The sequence below is a fragment of the Agrobacterium tumefaciens genome, assembly GCA_025560025.1.
Classification (GTDB): domain Bacteria; phylum Pseudomonadota; class Alphaproteobacteria; order Rhizobiales; family Rhizobiaceae; genus Agrobacterium.
On sequence record CP048486.1, the window covers coordinates 1,616,761 to 1,637,484 of the forward strand.

20 protein-coding genes are annotated in these 20,724 nt (G+C 62.1%); 16 read left to right on the plus strand and 4 right to left on the minus strand.

Features of this window, described 5'->3' with window-relative positions:
• Positions 1 to 3: 3 nt before the first annotated feature.
• From FY152_21345 to paaZ, 9 genes are all read left to right on the plus strand, one after another.
• Positions 4 to 870 carry a PaaX family transcriptional regulator gene (locus FY152_21345; GenBank protein ID UXS34652.1) on the plus strand — a complete coding sequence of 289 codons (867 nt, stop codon included), beginning with the start codon at positions 4 to 6 and terminating at the stop codon, positions 868 to 870.
• 161 nt (positions 871 to 1,031) lie between these two features.
• Positions 1,032 to 2,237, plus strand: a complete 1,206-nt coding sequence (gene pcaF / locus FY152_21350) for a 3-oxoadipyl-CoA thiolase (GenBank protein ID UXS34653.1) — start codon at positions 1,032 to 1,034, stop codon at positions 2,235 to 2,237.
• A gap of 24 nt (positions 2,238 to 2,261) precedes the next feature.
• Positions 2,262 to 3,266, plus strand: a complete 1,005-nt coding sequence (paaA, locus tag FY152_21355) for a 1,2-phenylacetyl-CoA epoxidase subunit A (protein UXS34654.1) — start codon at positions 2,262 to 2,264, stop codon at positions 3,264 to 3,266.
• A gap of 100 nt (positions 3,267 to 3,366) precedes the next feature.
• The gene (gene paaB / locus FY152_21360; GenBank protein UXS34655.1) at positions 3,367 to 3,651 is read left to right on the plus strand and encodes a 1,2-phenylacetyl-CoA epoxidase subunit B; all 285 of its coding nucleotides are present in this window, start codon (positions 3,367 to 3,369) and stop codon (positions 3,649 to 3,651) included.
• Positions 3,651 to 4,433, plus strand: a complete 783-nt coding sequence (gene paaC, locus FY152_21365; protein UXS34656.1) for a phenylacetate-CoA oxygenase subunit PaaC — start codon at positions 3,651 to 3,653, stop codon at positions 4,431 to 4,433. The genes paaB (FY152_21360) and paaC overlap by 1 nt, the downstream gene beginning before the upstream one ends.
• Before the next feature lie 12 nt (positions 4,434 to 4,445).
• A complete protein-coding gene (paaJ, locus tag FY152_21370; GenBank protein ID UXS35144.1) occupies positions 4,446 to 4,970 on the plus strand; it encodes a phenylacetate-CoA oxygenase subunit PaaJ in 525 nt (174 codons plus the stop codon).
• Positions 4,971 to 4,996: 26 nt separating this feature from the next.
• Positions 4,997 to 6,073: a phenylacetate-CoA oxygenase/reductase subunit PaaK gene (gene paaK / locus FY152_21375; GenBank protein ID UXS34657.1), complete on the plus strand. Its 1,077-nt coding sequence runs from the start codon at positions 4,997 to 4,999 to the stop codon at positions 6,071 to 6,073.
• 17 nt (positions 6,074 to 6,090) lie between these two features.
• Positions 6,091 to 6,852 carry a phenylacetic acid catabolic gene (locus FY152_21380; protein ID UXS34658.1) on the plus strand — a complete coding sequence of 254 codons (762 nt, stop codon included), beginning with the start codon at positions 6,091 to 6,093 and terminating at the stop codon, positions 6,850 to 6,852.
• 16 nt (positions 6,853 to 6,868) lie between these two features.
• Positions 6,869 to 8,926, plus strand: coding sequence for a phenylacetic acid degradation bifunctional protein PaaZ (gene paaZ / locus FY152_21385; GenBank protein ID UXS34659.1), 2,058 nt, complete (start codon positions 6,869 to 6,871; stop codon positions 8,924 to 8,926).
• Between the two features lie 118 nt (positions 8,927 to 9,044).
• Here the strand turns inward: paaZ and FY152_21390 are convergent, their stop codons facing one another.
• The 4 genes from FY152_21390 to paaB (FY152_21405) form a co-directional block, all read right to left on the minus strand.
• Positions 9,045 to 9,641, minus strand: a complete 597-nt coding sequence (locus FY152_21390) for a TetR/AcrR family transcriptional regulator (protein ID UXS34660.1) — start codon at positions 9,639 to 9,641, stop codon at positions 9,045 to 9,047.
• 105 nt (positions 9,642 to 9,746) lie between these two features.
• On the minus strand, positions 9,747 to 11,057 hold the full coding sequence (paaF, locus tag FY152_21395; protein UXS34661.1) for a phenylacetate--CoA ligase: 1,311 nt from the start codon (positions 11,055 to 11,057) through the stop codon (positions 9,747 to 9,749).
• A gap of 40 nt (positions 11,058 to 11,097) precedes the next feature.
• Positions 11,098 to 11,538, minus strand: coding sequence for a hydroxyphenylacetyl-CoA thioesterase PaaI (gene paaI / locus FY152_21400; protein ID UXS34662.1), 441 nt, complete (start codon positions 11,536 to 11,538; stop codon positions 11,098 to 11,100).
• Positions 11,535 to 12,323, minus strand: coding sequence for a 2-(1,2-epoxy-1,2-dihydrophenyl)acetyl-CoA isomerase (gene paaB / locus FY152_21405; GenBank protein ID UXS34663.1), 789 nt, complete (start codon positions 12,321 to 12,323; stop codon positions 11,535 to 11,537). Before paaB (FY152_21405) ends, paaI begins: the two co-directional genes overlap by 4 nt.
• A gap of 101 nt (positions 12,324 to 12,424) precedes the next feature.
• On the opposite strand from paaB (FY152_21405), the gene paaN reads away from it, so the two are divergent.
• The 7 genes from paaN (at position 12,425) to FY152_21440 (ending at position 20,707) form a co-directional block, all read left to right on the plus strand.
• Positions 12,425 to 14,089, plus strand: coding sequence for a phenylacetic acid degradation protein PaaN (gene paaN / locus FY152_21410; GenBank protein UXS34664.1), 1,665 nt, complete (start codon positions 12,425 to 12,427; stop codon positions 14,087 to 14,089).
• A gap of 45 nt (positions 14,090 to 14,134) precedes the next feature.
• Complete coding sequence (locus tag FY152_21415) at positions 14,135 to 15,283, plus strand: ABC transporter substrate-binding protein (protein UXS34665.1); 1,149 nt, start codon at positions 14,135 to 14,137, stop codon at positions 15,281 to 15,283.
• Positions 15,284 to 15,355: 72 nt separating this feature from the next.
• Positions 15,356 to 16,228, plus strand: a complete 873-nt coding sequence (locus FY152_21420; protein UXS34666.1) for a branched-chain amino acid ABC transporter permease — start codon at positions 15,356 to 15,358, stop codon at positions 16,226 to 16,228.
• Complete coding sequence (locus tag FY152_21425) at positions 16,225 to 17,187, plus strand: branched-chain amino acid ABC transporter permease (protein UXS34667.1); 963 nt, start codon at positions 16,225 to 16,227, stop codon at positions 17,185 to 17,187. The genes FY152_21420 and FY152_21425 overlap by 4 nt, the downstream gene beginning before the upstream one ends.
• Positions 17,184 to 17,969: an ABC transporter ATP-binding protein gene (locus FY152_21430; protein UXS34668.1), complete on the plus strand. Its 786-nt coding sequence runs from the start codon at positions 17,184 to 17,186 to the stop codon at positions 17,967 to 17,969. Before FY152_21425 ends, FY152_21430 begins: the two co-directional genes overlap by 4 nt.
• Positions 17,956 to 18,657, plus strand: coding sequence for an ABC transporter ATP-binding protein (locus FY152_21435; GenBank protein ID UXS34669.1), 702 nt, complete (start codon positions 17,956 to 17,958; stop codon positions 18,655 to 18,657). Before FY152_21430 ends, FY152_21435 begins: the two co-directional genes overlap by 14 nt.
• A gap of 4 nt (positions 18,658 to 18,661) precedes the next feature.
• On the plus strand, positions 18,662 to 20,707 hold the full coding sequence (locus tag FY152_21440; GenBank protein ID UXS34670.1) for a 3-hydroxyacyl-CoA dehydrogenase: 2,046 nt from the start codon (positions 18,662 to 18,664) through the stop codon (positions 20,705 to 20,707).
• The last annotated feature ends 17 nt before the right edge of the window (positions 20,708 to 20,724 follow it).

The window sequence follows — 20,724 nt, forward strand, 5'->3', positions numbered from 1 at the left end:
AAGGTGGATGAGGACATGTCGCTAAGCCTTCTCCTGAGTAATGCTTCGCTCAGAGCTGCGAGCTTCATCGTCACGATTTACGGCGATGTCGTCGAGCCGAGGGGTGGCGCGATCTGGGTCGGCAACCTCATCGAAACCTGCGCGGAAGTTGGCATCAGCGAGACTTTGGTGCGCACCGCAGCATCCAGGCTGGTTTCCGCCGGCCAGTTGACCGGCGAGCGGCAGGGACGTCGCAGCTATTATAGTCTTACCGAGGCAGCCCAGACTGATTTCGCGGCGGCCGCGCGTCTGCTTTTCGGCACTGCCGATGAGCCGGTCTGGCGTTTTGTTTACCTCGGCGGACCTGCCTTCGAGGCCGATGCGCGAGCCCTGGAGTTGGCTGGATACACCCGGCTTGGTTCTCGCCTGTCAATTGGCGTGCGGCCACTTCCACCCCTGTCTGCCGCAGCCGTCACCTTTAATGCCGAGGTTGCCGGTGGCGGCGCCGGCCTCAAGGAACTGGCGGCGGAACAATGGGGTCTGCAGAGTTACGATGCGGCCTATCGGGAATTCCTTGAACGATACGGCAAATTCTCCGAGGCGCTGGAAGCGGGAGCACAGCTCAGCCCGATAGAACATCTGGCCGCCCGTCTTCTTCTTGTCCATCAATACCGGATGATCGTCCTGCATGACCCGCGGCTTCCCGCCGGTGCGCTGCCCGATGATTGGCCTCATGCCGAAGTACGGCGCCTTTTTGCCCGGCTCTATGTTCGTTTGTCAAAAAAGGCGGACGACTTCATTGCGCGGAAATTTCTGACGGAGGACGGGCCTCTGCCGGCCGAAACGGCTGCCACCAGGCATCGAATAGACGGGCTCCTCGCCATCTTGTGAATTCATGTTTCTGCGAACGCAAAAATGCGGATGAAAGCGCAGAATTTCAAATGTCACAAGAATCGTCAAAAATTGTGTTGAACTGTGACATAAGGAATGGTATTAACTAACCGATCGGTCGGCTAATTGCCGGCCGGGCTGAGGAGGACGAGGAGGAATTAGTGCCTGAAGCATTTATCTGCGACGCTGTTCGCACTCCGATTGGACGATATGCGGGTTTATTGGCATCTGTACGTGCCGATGATCTCGCCGCTGTTCCGCTCGCGGCACTGATGGCGCGTAATCCGCAGGTTGACTGGTCGAAGGTCGATGACCTGATTTATGGATGTGCCAATCAGGCCGGCGAAGACAATCGCAATGTTGCGCGCATGGCGGCCCTTCTATCGGGCATGCCGGTCTCCGTCCCCGGCACGACCGTAAACCGCCTCTGTGGTTCCGGCATGGATGCCGTTGGCATGGCCGCCCGGGCAATTCGCGCCGGTGACTGCGATTTCGTCATCGCCGGTGGCACCGAAAGCATGAGCCGCGCTCCATTTGTCATGCCCAAGGCGGAGAGCGCCTTTTCGCGTGCCAATGCCGTATATGACACGACAATCGGATGGCGCTTCATCAATCCGAAGATGAAAAAGGCTTTTGGCGTCGATTCCATGCCGGAAACGGCCGACAATGTCGCCGCCGATTATGGGGTTAGCCGTGAGGATCAGGATGCTTTTGCTGCGCGCAGCCAGGCACGGTGGGCCGCAGCATACGAGGCCGGTGTCTTTGCCGATGAGATAGCCCCCGTTTCCGTACCGCAGAAGAAGGGTGATCCGATTATCGTTGATCGGGACGAGCATCCGCGACCCGGAACGACGGCCGAGCAGCTGGCCAAACTCAAGGGTGTCAACGGACCGGACCTTTCCGTCACCGCCGGCAATGCTTCAGGTGTCAATGATGGCGCTGCCGCGCTGTTGGTCGCGAGCGAGATGACGGCCAGGGCGCAGGGGCTGACGCCGAAGGCCCGCATCGTGGCCATGGCCGCCGCCGGCGTCGAGCCCCGCATTATGGGCATTGGCCCTGCGCCTGCCGCGCGCCGCGTGCTGGAACGTGCTAAACTGTCCATCGGCCAGATGGATGTCATCGAACTGAACGAGGCCTTTGCCTCGCAGGCGCTCGCCACGTTGCGTGACCTCGGTCTGCCCGACGATGCTGCGCATGTGAACCCGAATGGTGGCGCGATCGCCATGGGCCATCCGCTCGGCATGAGCGGCGCTCGCCTTGTCACCACCGCCGCCTACCAGCTTCATCGTCAGGGCGGCCGCTATGCGCTGTGTACGATGTGCATCGGTGTCGGCCAGGGCATCGCACTCATTCTTGAACGTGTCTGACGCGATAAAACAGGAGGAATGGCCATGTATGCACAGATGGTGAAAACCGACGCCGCCCACGTCCGCAGCCTCGAGGAAATGGACCCGGTCGAGCGCGCCTTCCAGGAGCGCATCGACGCAGGCCAGAAGATCGAACCGAAGGAATGGATGCCGGAAGGTTACCGCAAGACGCTGGTGCGCCAGATAAGCCAGCATGCCCATTCCGAGATCGTCGGCCAGCTGCCGGAAGGCAACTGGATCACCCGCGCACCGACACTGGAGCGCAAGGCGATCCTGCTGGCCAAGGTGCAGGACGAAGCCGGTCACGGTCTCTATCTCTATTGCGCCGCCGAAACCCTCGGTATCAGCCGCGACGAAATGTACGAGCAGCTGCATTCCGGCAAGGCCAAATATTCCTCTATCTTCAACTATCCGACGCTGAGCTGGGCCGATATCGGCGCGGTCGGCTGGCTGGTTGATGGCGCGGCGATCATGAATCAGGTGCCGCTGCAACGCTGTTCCTACGGGCCTTATGCCCGCGCGATGGTTCGCATCTGCAAGGAAGAAAGCTTCCATCAGCGCCAGGGTTTTGACATCCTGATGAAAATGGTGAAGGGCACCCCGGCACAGAAGGCACTGGTTCAGGATGCGCTGAACCGCTGGTGGTGGCCGTCGCTGATGATGTTTGGTCCTTCCGACGACGCCTCCGTGCATTCGGCCCAGTCGATGGCGTGGAAGATCAAGCAGAATTCGAATGACGAGCTGCGCCAGAAATTTGTCGATCAGACCGTGCCGCAGGCAACCTATCTCGGCCTGACCGTTCCCGACCCGGATCTTAAGTGGAATGAGGAAAAGGGTGGTTACGATTTCGGTGAGCCGGACTGGAGTGAATTCTTCGCGGTGATCGCCGGCAATGGCCCCTGCAATGCCGAGCGTCTCAATGCCCGCAAAAAGGCCTGGGACGATGGCGAGTGGTTCCGTGACGGTCTCGTCGCCCATGCCGAAAAGGTGCAGTCGCGCCGGCAGGCCGCCCGCATCGCCGCCGAATAGGTGTGTTCAGGATCGCGCTTGCGGTCCCTTGGTCCCAATCGCAGTCAATACGCTCTCACCGCGGCCCGCCGCTGACGAGCGCGAATAAGGGAGAGAAATCATGTCCAGCGAATGGCCCCTCTGGGAGGTCTTCATCCGCGGCCAGCACGGCCTCAATCATCGCCATGTCGGCAGCCTGCATGCGCCGGATGCGGAAATGGCCGTCAACAATGCCCGCGACGTCTATACCCGCCGCAATGAGGGTGTCAGCATCTGGGTGGTCCGCTCCAGCGACATCACCGCCAGTGCGCCGTCGGAAAAGGGACCGCTGTTCGAGCCGTCCAATTCCAAGGTTTACCGTCATCCGACCTTCTTCGACGTGCCGGAAGAAGTGGGGCATATGTGATGGGCGCGGCTCAAGAGACTGCCACCGTCGACAATGCCGCCCTTTTCGAGTTCCTGCTGCGGATGGGCGACAATACCCTCATTCTCGGTCATCGCGTCTCGGAATGGTGTGGTCACTCGCCGGCGCTCGAAGAGGATATCGCGCTGTCCAACACCGCGCTCGACCTGATCGGCCAGACGCAGCTCTGGCTTGGCCTTGCCGGCGAAGTGGAGGGGAAGGGGCGTTCCGCCGACGATCTCGCCTATCTGCGTGACGGGCTGGATTTCCGTAACGTGCTGCTTGTCGAGCGCCCGAACGGCGATTTCGGCAAGACGCTGATGCGACAGTTCCTGTTCGATGCGTGGCACTACGTTCTGCTGAAGTGGCTCAAAAGCTCCAGCGACCAGCGCATCGCCGAAATTGCCGAAAAATCCCTGAAGGAAGTGTCCTATCATCTCGATCGCAGCCGCGATCTGGTGATCCGGCTTGGCGACGGCACGGTGGAGAGCCATCGCCGCATGCAGGCGGCACTCGACGATCTCTGGCCCTTTACCGGCGAGTTGTTCATCGGCGATGCCTCGGATACGGCCGTTGCCGCCGCCGGCGTGGCGCCGGAGCCCGCATCGCTGAAGGCATCCTGGGATGAACTCGTGGCCGAGACGCTGGAGGAGGCGACGCTGAACACGCCGGCCGATGGTTATATGCAGAAGGGTGGCAAGCGCGGCATCCACACCGAACATCTCGGCTTCATTCTCTCTGATCTGCAGTTTCTGCAACGCGCCTATCCCGGCGGAACCTGGTAGGAGGCGCAGATGATGGCGGCCGAGCATCACCCTTCTGCGCGGCAGGTCTGGACCTGGCTTGCAGACGTTCCGGACCCGGAAATACCTGTCATATCGCTGGTCGATCTCGGCATTATCCGCGATGTCGCCTGGGAAGAAGAGGGGCTGGTCGTGACCGTCACGCCGACCTATTCCGGCTGTCCGGCAACGACGATTATCAACCTCGATATCGAGCGTGCGCTGAACGAGCGGGGTATCGAAAAGGTCAGGCTGAAGCGCCAGCTTTCGCCCGCCTGGACGACCGACTGGATCAGCGCGGAAGGCCGCGAGAAGCTCAGGGCCTACGGTATCGCGCCGCCGATTGACGGAACCGCCGCCGACGGCGTGCTGATGAAGCGCATCGACCGGCTTTCGGGCCGCTCCAACCTGACGATCGCCTGTCCGCGCTGCGGGTCGGCCAATACTGAAAAGATCAGCCAGTTCGGCTCGACGCCATGCAAGGCCAGCTATCGCTGTACCGACTGCCTGGAACCCTTCGATTATTTCAAGTGCATCTGACCTGACGCAAAGGATGAGGGCCGCCCATGGCACGTTTCCATTCCCTGAATGTTACTGAAGTGCGCCGCGAAACCCGCGATGCTGTTGTCGTGACGCTGGTTCCCGCCGAGGAAGACCGCGCCGCCTTCGATTTCACCCAGGGCCAGTACCTGACCTTCCGCCGCAAGTTCGATGGTGAGGAACTGCGCCGCTCCTATTCGATCTGCGCGGGGCGCGATGAAGGTGTGTTGCGCGTCGGCATCAAGCGGGTGGATGGCGGCTGCTTCTCCAGCTGGGCCAATGAGGGGCTGAAAGCCGGCGATACGCTGGAGGCCATGCCGCCGATGGGGGCCTTCTTCACCGATATCGAACCCGAAGTGTCCAAGCATTACCTCGGCTTTGCCGGCGGCAGCGGCATTACGCCCGTCCTGTCGATCATCAAGACGACGCTCAAGCGCGAGCCGCGCTCCAGCTTCACGCTTGTCTATGCCAACCGCCAGATTTCCTCGATCATGTTTCGTGAGGAACTGGAGGACCTGAAGAACAGCTATCTCGGCCGTTTTTCCGTCCTGCATGTGCTCGAAAGCGAGGCGCAGGACATCGACCTCTTCACCGGCCGCGTCAATGCGGAAAAATGTGCGGCGCTGTTCAAGAGCTGGATCGACCTGACCTCGGTGACGACAGCCTTCATCTGCGGTCCCGAGCCGATGATGCTGGCGATTGCCGGCGCGCTGCGCGAGCACGGGCTGCGCGACGACCAGATCAAGTTCGAGCTTTTCGCCTCTTCGCAGCCAGGCCGCGCACGGGCGAGGGCACAGAATGCCCATGGCACGGATGCGAATGCCAGCTGTCAGGCAACGGTGACGCTCGATGGCGCCACCCGTATCTTCAACATGCCCAAACAGGGCCAGAGCCTGCTCGACGCCGCGCTCGAGAACAATATCGACGCGCCCTATGCCTGCAAGGCCGGCGTCTGCTCCACCTGTCGCGCCAAGGTCATCGAGGGCGAGACTGAGATGGAGGTCAATCACGCGCTTGAAGATTACGAGGTTCGGCAGGGTTACGTGTTGACCTGCCAGTGTTACCCGCTGAGCGACAAGGTCGTCGTCAGCTACGACCAGTAAGAGCGGAGGACGACCGCATGACCCACACCGAAACGATGCCGATCGAAGACTATCTCGCACAGGGCGGTGTCCTCACCTCCCCGGACAATGTGCCGGCGCGCTATCGCGGCGAATTGCTGCGCCTGATGGCAAGCTTCGTCGACAGCGAACTGGCGGGTTCCGCCGGTTTTGCCGATATCATCAACGACGCGCCGGGTATCCAGGAGCGTATCTGTGCCGCCCGCATCGTGCTCGAAAAGACCGATCATGCCGGCCAGATCCTGAAGGTGATGGAAAGCTTCGGTGCCGATGGCGGACGTTACGCCGTCCACCACCCATGGGCCGAGCGCCTTCCCCGCGACGCCGATATCGGGGCTGCCCGCCAGAAAGGCGATATGCGTCTTTCGGTCTTCCATTATCCGCTTGGCGGCTGGGTCGACGCCGTCGTCATGAATGTGCTGATGGGCAAGGCGGGGGTCATTCAGCTGCGCGAGCTTTCACATGTCTCCTACCAGCCGCTGGCCGAGGTTTTCCGCCGCATCCTGCCGCGTGAGGCGCGCCATCTCGAACTTGGCATCGCCGGTCTTGAGCGCATCGCGGCAAATCCGGCCGAACGTGATACGGCCATGGCCTCCATCACCTATTGGCGCCCGCGGGTTGCGGCGAGCTTCGGGCTTTCCGGCTCGGCGCGCTTTGGCACGCTGGCACGGTTCGGCCTTCGCCATACTCCCAATGAAACACTCCTTGCCGAATGGCAGGCGGACGTCGAAGCGCAATTGTCTGCGCTGAAACTGATCTGACAGGAAGGAAATGACTATGAACGTTCTGGCGTCCCGGCCTCGCCGGCTCGAAAGCTATGTCTGTGGCAGCTGGACCGCGGGGGCCAGGGAAGGGGTTCCGCTTCTTGACGCCTCGACCGGTGCGCCCGTCGCCTTCATCGATTCGAGTGGCATCGATTTTGCCAGTACCCTTGCCTATGGTCGGGAAAAGGCCGGTCCGGCGTTGCGTCGCATGTCCTTCCATGAACGGGCCGCGATGCTGAAGGCGCTTGGCCTGGCGCTGATGGACCGCAAGGAAGAATTTTATGCGCTTTCCGCCGCCACCGGCGCCACCCGTGCCGACAGCTGGGTCGACATTGACGGCGGCATCGGCACGTTGCTTTCCTACGCCTCCAAGGGCCGGCGCGAACTGCCCAATACGCGTGTGCTGCTCGATGGCGATGCCGAGGCTTTGTCGAAGGACGGCACCTTCTCCGCCCAGCATATTCTAAGCCCGCTTCAAGGCGTGGCAGTGCACATCAACGCCTTCAATTTTCCCTGCTGGGGCATGCTGGAAAAGCTTGCCCCGACGCTGCTTGCCGGCATGCCGGCAATCGTCAAACCCGCTAGCCAGACGGCCTATCTGACGGAACTGATGGTGCGCCGGATGATTGAGACAGGGCTTCTGCCGGAAGGTGCGGTGCAGCTTATTGCTGGCTCGGTCGGCGATCTACTGGATCATGTCGAGGGTCAGGACGTCGTCACCTTCACCGGATCGGCCTCCACCGGCCGTAAACTAAAGAGCCATCCTGCCGTCATCGGCAATTCCGTCCGCTTCACCATGGAAGCCGATAGCCTGAACGCTTCCGTGCTCGGCATCGATGCCGGTCCCGGAACCGAGGAATTCGATCTCTTCGTCAAGGAAGTTGCCCGTGAAATGACGTCGAAAGCCGGGCAGAAATGCACGGCTATCCGCCGTGTCATCGCGCCGCGCGCCCATTGTGATGCGCTGGTCGCGGCTTTGGGCGACCGGCTGAGCAAGACGGTGCTCGGCAATCCCACCGACGAAAACGTCCGCATGGGCCCGCTCGCCAGCCTCGACCAGCGCGACGAAGTGCGCGCCCGCATCCGCGATCTGCTCGGCGATGCGGAAATCGTTGCCGGTGATCCCGATATGCCGCGCATCGTTTCCGGTGACGCCGAGGCCGGCGCCTTTCTCAATCCGGTGCTGCTTTATTGCGACCGGCCATGGGAGGCGAAGGCCGTGCATGACGTGGAGGCTTTCGGCCCGGTCAGCACCGTCATGCCCTATGACAGTGCCGAGGAGGCCGTTGATCTCGCGCGTCGTGGCAAGGGCAGTCTCGTCGCCTCGGTCTTCACCAATGATCCGGCCTTTGCGGAAGAGGTCGTGCTTGGCATGGCGCCGTTCCATGGCCGGGTGATGATCGGCAACCGCGTCAGCGCCAAGTCTTCCACTGGCCACGGTTCGCCCTTGCCCGGCCTCGTCCATGGCGGTCCCGGCCGCGCCGGTGGCGGTGAGGAGCTTGGCGGCATGCGCGGCGTCAAACATTACATGCAGCGCACTGCCATACAGGGCTCGCCGACACTTCTTTCAGCGGTCACCGGCCGCTGGGTTGCCGGTGCGCAGACCCAAACGGACGGCGAGCATCCATTCCGAAAATCGCTGGCGGAGCTTCGCATCGGCGATCAGCTCGTCACCGCCACCCGTCGGGTGACGCTGGAGGATATCGAACATTTCGCCAATTTTACCGGCGACACATTCTACGCGCATATGGACGAGGAAGCGGCCAGGGCCAATCCGTTCTTCGAAGGACGCGTTGCCCACGGTTACCTGATCGTCTCCTTCGCGGCAGGCCTTTTCGTCGATCCGGCACCGGGTCCGGTGCTTGCCAATTACGGTGTCGACAATCTGCGCTTCCTCACGCTGGTCAATCCGGGGGACACGTTGCAGGTGCAGCTGACCTGCAAGGAAATCAATCCGCGCGTCGATGCCGAGCACGGGGAGGTGCGCTGGGACTGCAGGGTCACCAACCAGAATGATGTTGCCGTCGCCCAGTATGACGTTCTGACCATGGTGGCGAAAACGAGAAGCTGAACCTTCGGGCACGCCGAGGAGGCCTGATCTTGAGTGCGAGATCGGGCCTGTCGGATCACGGGAGATGTGGGGAAGGGCGTCTTGAGTCGTTCGTTCTCGAAAAGAGCGATGGTGCGCGTCAGCGCACGGCCTTGACGCCTTCGAGGATGAGCGTGGTTGCTATATCCGCATATTCGTCGCGCGTGACCGGGCCGTTCGGCCTGAACCACATATAGACCCAGTTCATCATGCCAAAGAGCGACATGGTCACTGGCATCAGCAATGGCCGGTCCCGGTTAAGGTCGGGGTTGACCTGCTGTATCACGCCGGAGAAGCGCTTAACGATCCGTCTTTCGATCGCCTGCAGCTCTGCAAGCTGTTCCTGCGACAGCGCGCTGGTGCCGTTGAGCTGCACCTTGTGTTCGTTATCGCGGCCTTCGTAGTTCTTCATGACGGCCTTCACGAGAAGGCGCAGGCGCTCCTGCGGCGCCACATCGCTACGATCCGCCGCTTCGATCGCGCCGTCGAGTTCCGTCAGGTGCGTGCGGACGATGTCGAAGATCAACGCGTCCTTGCCGGGATAATAGTGATAGAGCAGGGCCTTGGAGACATTGCTGTGCGAGGCGATCATCGACATGGAAGCCTTCTCCATGCCCACCTCGGCAAACACCGCCGCAGCACTCGTCAGAATGCCACGCTGTTTTTCCTCGAAATCAACTGCCCGCGTCCGTGCCATGGTCTTCCTGTTTCTGCTCATTCCCGGGCGATTGCCGTGGGAGGGTTGCCGCTCCTCCCTTTACACAGTCAACCCGGTGCCGGACTATTCCGGCTTTTCCTTCATTCATTCTTTCGGGCGGTTGTCCACCACCCGCTTCGCCTTGCCTTCCGAGCGCGCCACGCCTCCGGGCTCATGCACCGAAATCTTCGTGGAAACGCCAACCACGCTCTTGATGTGGTGGGCAAGCTCTTTCGCAGATCCGGTGCGTGCGCCCTCGTCGGTCGCGTCCAGCGTACATTCGACGTGAACCGTCATGTTGTCCATACGGCCCGAACGGCTGAGCTCGATCTGGAAATGAGGGGCAAGGCCGCGACATTTCAGGATCTGTTCCTCGATCTGCGTGGGGAAAACATTGACGCCGCGCAGGATCATCATGTCGTCGGAACGTCCGGTTATCTTCTCCATGCGGCGCATGGATCGCGCCGTGCCGGGGAGAAGCCGTGTCAGGTCCCGCGTGCGGTAGCGCACGATCGGTAGGCCTTCCTTGGTCAGTGTCGTGAAGACCAGTTCGCCAAGTTCGCCATCCGGCAGCACGTCACCGGTCACCGGATCGATGATTTCGGGGTAGAAATGATCCTCCCAGATGTGCAGGCCGTCCTTCGTCTCGACGCATTCGTTGGCGACGCCCGGCCCCATCACTTCCGAAAGACCGTAGATATCGACGGCGTGCATGTCGAAGGCCTGCTCGATCTCCTGCCGCATCGAATTGGTCCATGGTTCGGCGCCGAAAATACCGACGGCGAGGGAGCTTTCGCGCGGGTCGATCCCATGACGGCGGAACTCGTCGAGGATGGAGAGCATATAGGAAGGCGTGACCATGATGATGCGCGGCTTGAAATCCTGCATCAAGGTTACCTGGCGTTCTGTCATGCCGCCGGAGATCGGCACGACCGTGCAGCCGAGTTTCTCTGCGCCGTAATGCGCGCCGAGGCCACCGGTGAACAGGCCATAACCATAGGCGACATGGACGATATCGCCGGCACGGCCGCCCGAGGCGCGGATCGAGCGGGCGACGACGGTTGCCCAGGTGTCGATGTCCTTTGCGGTGTAGCCAACGACGGTCGGCTTGCCGGTGGTGCCGGAGGAGGCGTGGATGCGGGCGAGCTTTTCGCGCGGCACGGCGAACATCCCGAACGGATAGGTGTCGCGCAGGTCCTTCTTGGTGGTGAAGGGGAATTTTGCGAGATCCGACAATGTCTTCAGGTCTGAGGGGTGAACGCCGACCTCATCGAAGCGCTGGCGGTAAAAGGGGGAATTCTCGTAGGCGTGGGTCAGCGACCACTTCATGCGCTCAAGCTGCAGCGCGGAAATCTCGTCGCGCGACGCCGTCTCGATCGTGTCGAGGTCGCCGGGGCGGGGGGAAAGGTCTTCCATTAAAATCTCCTCCGAGAATGCGATGGTACCGGCGTCGGCTTTATTCCGGCAGATGGGTACCCTTGACTGTTCGCGAGTGGCCGCGGAATTCCGCGACGTGCTCGCCCTCCTGATTGGTGATGCGGATATCGTAGATCCCGGCCCGTCCGCGGCGTGACACCTCCCGTGCCGTCGCCGTCAGCCGGTCGCCCTTGAAGGCCGGCGCGATATAGGTCACCGAACAGTGCTGGGCGACGGTGCGCTGGTTATAGGTGTTGCAGGCAAAGGCGAAGGCCGAATCCGCCAGTGTGAAGATGTAACCGCCATGGCAGGTGCCATGGCCATTCGTCATGGTTTCGGCAATCGTCATCGTGATCGTCGCCTCGCCGGGCGCGATCGCAAGAAGCTCCATGCCAATATGGCGGGTGGCGTTGTCATCGTCCCACATGGCTTTGGCGCAGGCTTCGGCCATCGCCTGCGGGGAAAGGCTGGCGGCGCTCATTTGCCTTTGAACTCCGGTTTGCGCTTTTCGAGGAAGGCGGCAACGCCTTCGGCATAATCGGCGCTGCGCCCGGCCTCGCGCTGCAAGTCGCGTTCGAGGTCGAGCTGCTGATCCAGCGAGTTCGTCGCAGCCGCCTGTATGGCGCGCTTCGTCATGCCAAGCCCTTTCGTTGGGCCTGCGGCGAGGCGTTTGGCGAGCGCGGATGCCTCTTCCAGCAACTTGTCGTCATCGACGGAGCGCCAGATCAGCCCCCAGTCGGCGGCGGTTTCGGCTGCAAGCGGTTCTGCTGTAAGCGTGAGCGCCTTGGCACGGGCCTCGCCAATCAGACGCGGCAGGCTCCAGGTGCCGCCGGAATCCGGCACGAGGCCGATCTTGGCAAAGGCCTGGATGAAGCGGGCGGAGCGGGCGGCGAGGGTGATATCGCAGGCAAAGGCGATATTGGCGCCAGCGCCGGCGGCGACGCCGTTCACGGCACAGATGACCGGCTTTTCCAGGCTGCGGATCAGGCGCAGCAACGGATTATAGAAGGTCTCGATGGTGTGGCCGAGGTCCGGCACGCCCTTCTTAGGGTCACGATCGCCAAGGTCTTGCCCCGCGCAGAAACCGCGGCCGGCACCTGTCAACAGGACGGCGCGGACATCCGCATCCGCATGGGCGCGCTCGAAACCGGCGCGTAGTGCAAGATGCATTTCTTCATTGAAGGCATTGAGCCTGTCCGGGCGGTTCAGCGTCAGGCTGAGAACGCCATCGGCAAACGCAGACAGAATAGTGTCTGAATCCGACATGTTTCCTCCCTGTCGCCCTTCCCAGCGGCGACCGTAAAAAAGTTCTTGCATAAACCGGCCGGTCAGTCAATTATAAAACAACAGACTGGGAGGAGTGGGACATGACCGGACTATTCGAGCGCCATTATCCGACGCTGCAAGCGGCGACAGATGCTGCGGTCAAGCGCGATTACTGGTCTGCTTATCCGGAAGTTCCAAGCGGCAAGATCTATGGCGAAACCGCCAAGGATGATGGTCTAGCCTCTTACAAAGCACGCCTCGCGCAGCCCTTCGATCTGCCCGGACACCCGGCAGATAAAAGTCCTGTCGGTGTGGAAATCTCTCCTTTCGGCCCGGCGCTCGGCATTACCTATCCCGCCGCATCCCCCGATCTGCTGATTTCGGCGTCTCGCGCCGCCGCGGCGCAATGGGCATCCGCATCGCCGGAGGTGCGCACCGGCATCTGTCTCGAAATCCTGGCGCGACTGAATGCCAGAAGCTTCGAAATGGCGAATGCCGTCATGCACACGACGGGCCAGGCTTTTGCCATGGCCTTTCAGGCCGGTGGCCCGCATGCCCAGGATCGTGGTCTTGAGGCGGTCGCTTATGCCTATGCCGAGATGACCCGCACGCCTTTGCAGGCGATCTGGACGAAGCCGCAGGGCAGGGGCGAGCCGATTGTCATGGAAAAACACTGGCGCATTTTTCCGCGCGGTATTTCACTGGTCATCGGCTGCAACACGTTTCCCACCTGGAACAGCTATCCCGGCCTTTTCGCCAGCCTTGCCACCGGCAATACGGTCATCGTCAAGCCGCACCCGGCCGCGATCCTGCCGCTCGCCCTTACCGTCGAGATAGCCCGTCAGGTGCTGGTGGAAGAGGGGTTTGCGGCCGACATCGTGCTGCTCGCCGCCGACGCGCCTGGCGCCGAGACTACGAAGGATCTCGTGCGGCATCCCGCCATCGCTATCATCGACTATACCGGTTCGAACAGTTTCGGCAGCTGGGTGCGCGAAAACGCCGGCAGCGCCGATGTCTATACCGAAGAGGCGGGCGTCAATTCCATCGTCATCGGCGCCACCGACAATTTCGCCGGCATGTGCAGCAATATCGCCTTTTCGCTGTCGCTTTATTCCGGCCAGATGTGCACCGCGCCACAGGATATTTTCGTGCCGCGCGGCGGCATTGAAACGGATGAGGGTCACAAGAACTTCGATGAGGTCGCGTCCGGTATCACCGCTGCCGTCGATGCCCTGCTTGCTGACCCGGCGCGTGCTGCCGGTATCTGCGGAGCGATCGCCAATCCCGACACGCTTGCCCGCATTGCGGCAGCCCGGTCGACCGGCCGCGTATTGCGCGAGTCCATGCCGGTCGAGGGACTTGAGGAGGCGCGCACCGCGACACCTCTGATCCTTGCCGTCGATGCGGCCGATACGGATGCTTATGGTGAGGAGCGCTTCGGCCCGATTGCCTTTGTCGTTGCTGTCGATGACGTTACCGAGGGCGTCAACCGCGCTGCTGAACTTGCCGAGCGCAAGGGGGCGATTACGGCCGCACTCTACGAAACAGACGAGGCACGAATTCTCGGCGCAGCCGACGGTTTCGCTGCCGCGGGCGTCAATCTTTCGGTCAATCTGACCGGCGGCATCTATGTCAACCAGAGCGCCGCTTTCAGCGATTTCCACGTTACCGGTGCCAATCCTGCGGGCAATGCCAGCCTGACGGATGCGGCTTTTGTTGCAAACCGGTTCCGCGTGGTGATGTGGCGCCGCCCTGTGGCGGCGTGAGAGGAATTTCGACTTAAACTTTTTTCTTTGGGAGGAGAAATCAACATGAAATTTTTGACGACGACTGCGCTTGCAGCTTCGCTGGCCTTTGCCCTCGGCTTTGCCGCGCCCGCTTTGGCCGACATCAAGATCGGCGCCACCGTTTCCGAAACCGGCCCAGCATCGTTTCTGGGCGACCCGGAAGCCAAGACGCTGAAGATGCTCGTGGAAGAGATCAATGCGGCCGGTGGCGTCAATGGCGAGAAGCTGCAGCTTGTCATCTATGATGATGGCGGCGACCCGAACAAGGCCCGCACCTTTGCGACCCGCCTCGTCGAGGATGATGAAGTCGTTGCGGTCATCGGTGGCACCACGACCGGCACATCCATGGCCGTCATCCCGGTCCTTTCTGATGCCGAAGTGCCGTTCATCTCGCTTGCCGGCGCAATCGAGATCATCGATCCGGTCAAGCCCTTCGTCTTCAAGACGCCGCATACGGATCGCATGGCCTGCGCCAAGATTTTCGAGGACATGAAGAAGGCCGGCATCGCCAAGATCGGCCTGATCTCCGGCTCGGACGGTTTCGGCGCTTCCATGCGCAAGCAGTGCCTGGCGATCATCGGCGAATATGCCATCGAGGTTCTGGCCGACGAGACCTATGGCCCGACCGATGCCGACATGACGCCGCAGCTGACCAACATCAAGGGCAAGAATGGCATTCAGGCCGTGCTCAATCCGGGCTTCGGCCAGGGTCCGGCGATCGTCACGCGCAATTATGCGCAGCTTGCCGTCGGCCTGCCGCTCTACCAGTCGCACGGCGTCGCCTCGGACGGCTTTATCGAGCTTGCAGGTGCGCAGGCGGCGGAAGGTGTGCGCCTGCCAGGCACGGCGCTGCTTGTCGCCGGGCTGCTTCCGGAAAGCGACCCGCAGCGCGCCGTGGTCGTCGCCTACAAACAAGCCTATGAGAAAGCGACCGGAAAGCCGGTCTCGACCTTCGGTGGCTATGCTCATGACGCCCTGCGCATTCTCGTTGATGCGATCAAGCGGGCTGGTAGCGCCGAGCCGTCGGCAATCCGTGATGCCATTGAAGGCACATCGGGTCTTGTCGGAACGACCGGTACGGTGACGATGTCGGCAACGGATCACCTTGGCCTCGATCTCTCAGCCTTTCGCATGCTGAAGATCGAAAACGGCGGTTGGAAAATCGTCGAATAACCGGACCGTGCCGCCGGTCTGCGCCATCAAGGCGCTGACCGGCGGGAACCGTCGCGCCAAGCGGAGGCCCCCATGCCCGAACTGCTGCAATTCCTTTTGTCCGGGATAACGGTCGGCGCCGTCTATGCGCTGGTCGCTCTCGGTTTCACGATCATCTACAATGCCTCCGACGTCGTGAATTTCGCCCAGGGTGAGTTCGTCATGCTGGGCGGCATGATCACGTTCTTCGCGCATGCCGCAGGCGTGCCGCTGCCGCTGGCCGCGCTCATCGCCATCGTGACGACGGCGGCGATTGGCGTTGCGCTCAACAAGCTGGCGATAGAGCCGGCGCGCGGCGCGCCGGTCGTTTCGCTGATCATCATCACCATCGGCGCTTCGATCTTTATCAGAGGCGCCACGCAGCTCGTCTTCGACAAGCAGCTTCACCGTTTCCCGGCTTTTTCAGGCGACCAGCCGATTGCCATCGGCGGCGCGACCATCTTGCCGCAGAGCCTCTGGGTCATTGCCGGTGCCCTGGCCGTCTTCTTCTGTCTCTGGCTGTTCTTCACCCGCACGCTGATCGGCCGTGCGGTGCTGGCAAACGCCAATAACCGCGTCGCCGCGCAGCTTGTCGGCATCAACACCAATTACGTGATGACGCTCTCCTTCGCCATGTCCGCCGCCATCGGGGCGCTGGCCGGCGTGCTGGTGACGCCGATTACGCTGACGGGCTATGATGTCGGCCTTGCGCTGGCGCTGAAAGGTTTTGCCGCAGCCATGCTGGGCGGCATGGGCAACCCGAAGGGCGCGCTGGTCGGTGGCCTGCTGCTCGGTATTCTGGAAGCAATGACGGCTGGTTACATCAGCTCGCAATATAAGGATGCGGCTGCGTTCATCATCATCCTCGCTGTGCTTTTCGTCTTGCCACAGGGGCTGTTTGGCCACAAGTCGACGGATCGGGTGTGACAATGCGGTTATCGAACAAGGCAACCACACTTCTCATCCTCGCAGCAGTCATCGCGATTGCGCCGGTCTTCTTTCCGTCGTCCTATTATTTCCGTGTCGGCTCGCTGATTTTCGTCAACGGTCTTGCCGTGACGGGCCTCGTCATCCTCATCGGTTATGCCGGCCAGATCAGCCTCGGCCATGCGGGCTTTGCGGGTATCGGCGCCTATGCCTGCGCGCTTGCGCCTGTCCATCTCGGCCTGCACCCGGCGCTTGCCGCCGTTCTCGGCGCGCTTGTCTCTGCTGCGATCGCCTATCTTGTCGGTAGGCCGATCCTGCGACTCAAGGGGTATTATCTTGCCGTCGCCAGCCTCGGCTTTGGCATCCTTGTCTCGATGGTGCTTTCGAACGAGGCCAAATTGACCGGCGGGCCGGATGGCATGGCGGTGCCGGAACTGGGGCTGCGCGCCATGCTGAAGGCAATCGGCATTGACCTGTCCAACACCGAGTTCTGGTATGCTTTTTCCGGCGTCGTGCTGGTGATCGGCGCCTGGCTGGCGCTCAATCTTTACCACAGCCCGACCGGCCGGGCGCTGCGGGCATTGCATGGCTCGGAAGTCGCCGCCCGCACGGTTGGCGTCGATGTTGCGCACCATAAGCTGGTCGCGTTCGTCATCTCGGCTGTCTATGCCTCGGTTTCGGGCTCTCTGCTGGCGCTGCAGAACAAGTTCATCACGCCGGATGTCGCGGGTTTCATGCATTCCATCGAAATGGTGACCATGACGGTGCTCGGTGGGGCCGGTTCGGTGCCGGGCGCCATTCTGGGTGCTGCGATCCTTACCACGCTGCCGCAGGTGCTGACGATCTTTCAGGAATATGAACAGCTCATGCTCGGCCTCGTGATGATGCTGGTGATGATCTTCATGCGCGAGGGCCTGCTGCCGTCCATCGCGCGCCGTCTCAGAGGGAGGGGAGAATGAGCCTGCTTCAGATAGAGGGTCTCGGCATCGATTTCGGCGGATTGCGCGCCGTCCAGGATGTCGGGTTTTCCCTGAAACCCGGTGAGATCGTCTCCGTCATCGGCCCGAACGGTGCCGGCAAGACGACCCTCTTCAACATGATCTCCGGCGTCTATGCCCCGACGCGCGGCCGTGTCCTGCTGGACGGTGAGGACGTTACCCGCATGTCGCCGCACCTGCTCGCCCGCCGCGGCCTGTCGCGGACCTTTCAGAATTTGCAGATATTCCAGTCGATGAGCGTGCTCGAAAACGCCATTGTTGGCCATCATCTGCATGAGCGCGGTTCGGTCTTTGCCGATCTCTTCTCGCTGCCTGCAACGCGTCGCCGCAGTCGGGCGTCGGAGGAAAGTGCGCGGGCCCTGCTCGACCGGGTCGGTCTCGGCCGGGCCGCCGAACAGGAGGCGGGCTCGCTCTCCTATGGCGCGTTGAAGCGTTTGGAGATTGCCCGCGCGCTGGCGCTGAAACCCCGTGCGCTGCTGCTCGATGAACCGGCCGCCGGCTGCAACGCCGTCGAGACGGAGGAGATCGATCACCTTATCGCGCAGGTCGCGGCCGAGGGCGTGTCGATCCTGCTGGTGGAGCACGACATGAAGATGGTCATGCGCATTTCCAACCACATCGTCGTACTCGACCATGGCGAAAAGATCGCCGAAGGCGAACCGGCGGCGATTTCGCGCGATCCGCGTGTCATCGAAGCCTATCTCGGCACCCAGGCAGCGGAGGTCCAGAATGCTGACGGTTGAGGGGCTGCGCTCCCGTTATGGCCGCATCGAGGTGTTGCACGGTATCGATCTCGACGTGGCGTCCGGGGAAATCGTCACCGTGGTCGGCGCTAATGGCGCCGGCAAGACGACGCTTTTGAAGTGCCTTTCCGGCATCCAGCCGGTCTCGGCAGGCTCGATACTGTTTCGCGGTGAAGCGCTGACAACCGTTCCGGCGCATACCCGTGTGAAACGCGGTCTCGCCCAATCGCCGGAAGGCCGCCAGATTTTCACCAACCTCACGGTGGAGGAAAATCTTCGGCTTGGCGCCTATCTCTTCGCCGACGACAAGGTGGAGCGCGACATGCAGGATGCCTTCGTAATGTTTCCGATTCTCAAGGAGAAGCGGAACCTTGCGGCGGGCGGCCTTTCCGGCGGCCAGCAGCAGATGCTGGCGATTGCCCGGGCGCTGATGGCACGCCCCTCCTGTCTGCTTCTGGACGAACCGAGCATGGGCCTTGCGCCCATCCTCGTCGCGCAAATCTTCGACGTGGTGAAGAGCATGAAGGCGCTGGGCGTCACCGTGCTTCTTGTCGAGCAGAACGCCTTTGGCGCGCTCTCCGTCGCCGATCGCGGTTATGTCATGGAGACTGGGCGTATAACCATGTCCGGCCCTGCCGCAGACCTGATTGCGGACGAACGCATCCGCGCCGCTTACCTGGGAATATGAGACAATGACCGTTACCATCGCCCGCGAAGACGCCATTGCAATCGTCACAGTCGACAATCCGCCCGTCAATGCGCTGTCGCAGGCGCTTCGCCAGGCGCTTGTCGACACGGTGGCGGAGCTGGACGCGGATGCGAGGGTGAAGGCCGTCGTGTTGCTCTGCGCCGGCCGCACCTTCATCGCCGGCGCCGATGTCAGCGAGTTCGGAAAGCCGCCGTTGCCGCCGCATCTGCCGGATGTGGTGGCGAGTATCGAAAACGCGAAAAAGCCCTGGGTCGCGGCGATTCACGGTAGCGCGCTTGGCGGCGGTCTCGAAGTGGCTCTCGGCTGTGCCTATCGGGTGGCGCTTTCCAACGCCAGTCTCGGTCTGCCGGAGGTCAAGCTTGGCATCATTCCCGGCGCTGGTGGGACGGTGCGCCTGCCGCGCCTGATCGGTGCTGCTGCCGCTGTCGATATGGTGACGAGCGGCAGCCCGGTCGGGGCGAAGAAAGCAAAGGACCTGGGTCTCATCGATGCCGTGATCGACGGCGAGCTTCGTGCAGGTGCAATTGCGTTTGCGAAGCGTGTCGCTGGAGACCCCCTTCCGCAGCCTATCTCCAGCCGTGCCGTGCCGGCCGTCGAAACCGGCTTTTGGGAAAGCGCTGAAAAAGCCGTGGCCTCCAAAGCCAGACGCGAGGTTGCCCCACTGCGCGCACTCGCCTCCATCCGCAAGGCGAGCGAGGCCGAATTCGCCGACGCCATGGTCTTCGAGCGGGAGACTTTCCTGGAACTGCGCGGTTCTCCCCAGGCAGTCGCACTGCGCCACGTCTTCTTCGCCGAGCGGGCTGCGCCACGTCCGCCTGAACTATCCGGCATTACGCCGCATGATATTGGCTCCGCAGCCGTCATCGGCGGTGGCACCATGGGTGCTGGCATTGCCGCAGCGTTGCTTGATGCGGGCCTGCCCGTCACCCTCATCGAGCGCGATACGGCGGCGGTCGAGCGCGGGCTTGCGAATATCCGTGCTATTTTTGAGAGCTCGGTGAAACGCGGCCGTATCACACAGGACGTTGCGGACCAGCGCATGGCCGGTGTCACCGGCAGCGATGATTATTGCCTGCTTGCCGATACCGACCTCGTTGTCGAGGCCGTATTCGAGGACCTTGCCGTCAAGCGCGCTGTGTTTGAAAAACTTTCCGATGTCTGCCGGCCGGATGCGGTGCTGGCGACAAACACCTCCTATCTCGATCCCACCGTCATCAGCGAAGGCGTGAGGCACCCCGAACGTTTCCTCGGCCTGCATTTCTTCAGCCCCGCCCACATCATGAAGCTGCTGGAGATCGTGCCGACAGCGGCAACCGCGCCGGAGGTTCTGGCCACCGGCTTCGCGCTTGCCCGCCTGCTGGGTAAAATCCCGGTTCGCGCCGGCATTTGCGATGGTTTCATCGGCAACCGCATTCTGAAGGTGACGCGTGTGCAGGCCGAACGGTTGCTGCTTTCCGGTGCAACGCCTTCGGCGGTCGATGCCGCCATGCGCGCCTTCGGCCTGCCCATGGGGCCTTTCGAGGCGCAGGATCTCGGCGGTCTCGACATTGCCGCCTTCCAGCGCAAGGCAGCGCGGGAGCGGGGTGAAACGCCGTTTGCGCCGGTGGCGGACCGGCTTTGCGCCATTGAGCGCTTTGGCCAGAAATCCGGCGGTGGCTGGTACGATTACCAGCCGGGCGATCGCGCAGCAAAACCGTCGGAAACCGTGGCTGCGATAATCACCGAGGAGGCAGCCGGTCAGGTACAGCGGGTTTGGGACGACGCCTCGATTGCCGATGCGATCATTCTACCGATGGTCAACGAGGCGATGCGTATTCTGGAGGAGCATATCGCCCTGCGCTCCGCCGACATCGATCTCGTCAAGATCCATGGCTATGGCTTCCCGCGATGGCGCGGCGGGCCGATGCACTATGCCGTGGAGCGCGGTCTTGGCGAGGTCGTGGCGGTCCTCGACCGCCTGTCAGCCGAGGGCCTTGCGGAGCCCCCATGCGATGGCCTGCGCCGAGCAGGCATCCAGTCAGCGATCTAGAGCCTGAACGTCTGCCA

What these genes read in the sequence shown, in the direction of transcription:
- paaB (UXS34663.1), bottom strand. Translation starts at nt 12,323, where the DNA reads ATGTCGGATTCAGACACTATTCTGTCTGCGTTTGCCGATGGCGTTCTC.
- FY152_21440 (UXS34670.1), top strand. Translation starts at nt 18,662, where the DNA reads ATGACCGTTACCATCGCCCGCGAAGACGCCATTGCAATCGTCACAGTC.
- paaC (UXS34656.1), top strand. Translation starts at nt 3,651, where the DNA reads ATGGGCGCGGCTCAAGAGACTGCCACCGTCGACAATGCCGCCCTTTTC.
- FY152_21420 (UXS34666.1), top strand. Translation starts at nt 15,356, where the DNA reads ATGCCCGAACTGCTGCAATTCCTTTTGTCCGGGATAACGGTCGGCGCC.
- paaF (UXS34661.1), bottom strand. Translation starts at nt 11,057, where the DNA reads ATGGAAGACCTTTCCCCCCGCCCCGGCGACCTCGACACGATCGAGACG.
- paaA (UXS34654.1), top strand. Translation starts at nt 2,262, where the DNA reads ATGTATGCACAGATGGTGAAAACCGACGCCGCCCACGTCCGCAGCCTC.
- FY152_21390 (UXS34660.1), bottom strand. Translation starts at nt 9,641, where the DNA reads ATGGCACGGACGCGGGCAGTTGATTTCGAGGAAAAACAGCGTGGCATT.
- FY152_21430 (UXS34668.1), top strand. Translation starts at nt 17,184, where the DNA reads ATGAGCCTGCTTCAGATAGAGGGTCTCGGCATCGATTTCGGCGGATTG.
- paaJ (UXS35144.1), top strand. Translation starts at nt 4,446, where the DNA reads ATGGCGGCCGAGCATCACCCTTCTGCGCGGCAGGTCTGGACCTGGCTT.
- paaB (UXS34655.1), top strand. Translation starts at nt 3,367, where the DNA reads ATGTCCAGCGAATGGCCCCTCTGGGAGGTCTTCATCCGCGGCCAGCAC.
- FY152_21435 (UXS34669.1), top strand. Translation starts at nt 17,956, where the DNA reads ATGCTGACGGTTGAGGGGCTGCGCTCCCGTTATGGCCGCATCGAGGTG.
- paaN (UXS34664.1), top strand. Translation starts at nt 12,425, where the DNA reads ATGACCGGACTATTCGAGCGCCATTATCCGACGCTGCAAGCGGCGACA.
- paaZ (UXS34659.1), top strand. Translation starts at nt 6,869, where the DNA reads ATGAACGTTCTGGCGTCCCGGCCTCGCCGGCTCGAAAGCTATGTCTGT.
- paaK (UXS34657.1), top strand. Translation starts at nt 4,997, where the DNA reads ATGGCACGTTTCCATTCCCTGAATGTTACTGAAGTGCGCCGCGAAACC.
- paaI (UXS34662.1), bottom strand. Translation starts at nt 11,538, where the DNA reads ATGAGCGCCGCCAGCCTTTCCCCGCAGGCGATGGCCGAAGCCTGCGCC.
- FY152_21380 (UXS34658.1), top strand. Translation starts at nt 6,091, where the DNA reads ATGACCCACACCGAAACGATGCCGATCGAAGACTATCTCGCACAGGGC.
- FY152_21415 (UXS34665.1), top strand. Translation starts at nt 14,135, where the DNA reads ATGAAATTTTTGACGACGACTGCGCTTGCAGCTTCGCTGGCCTTTGCC.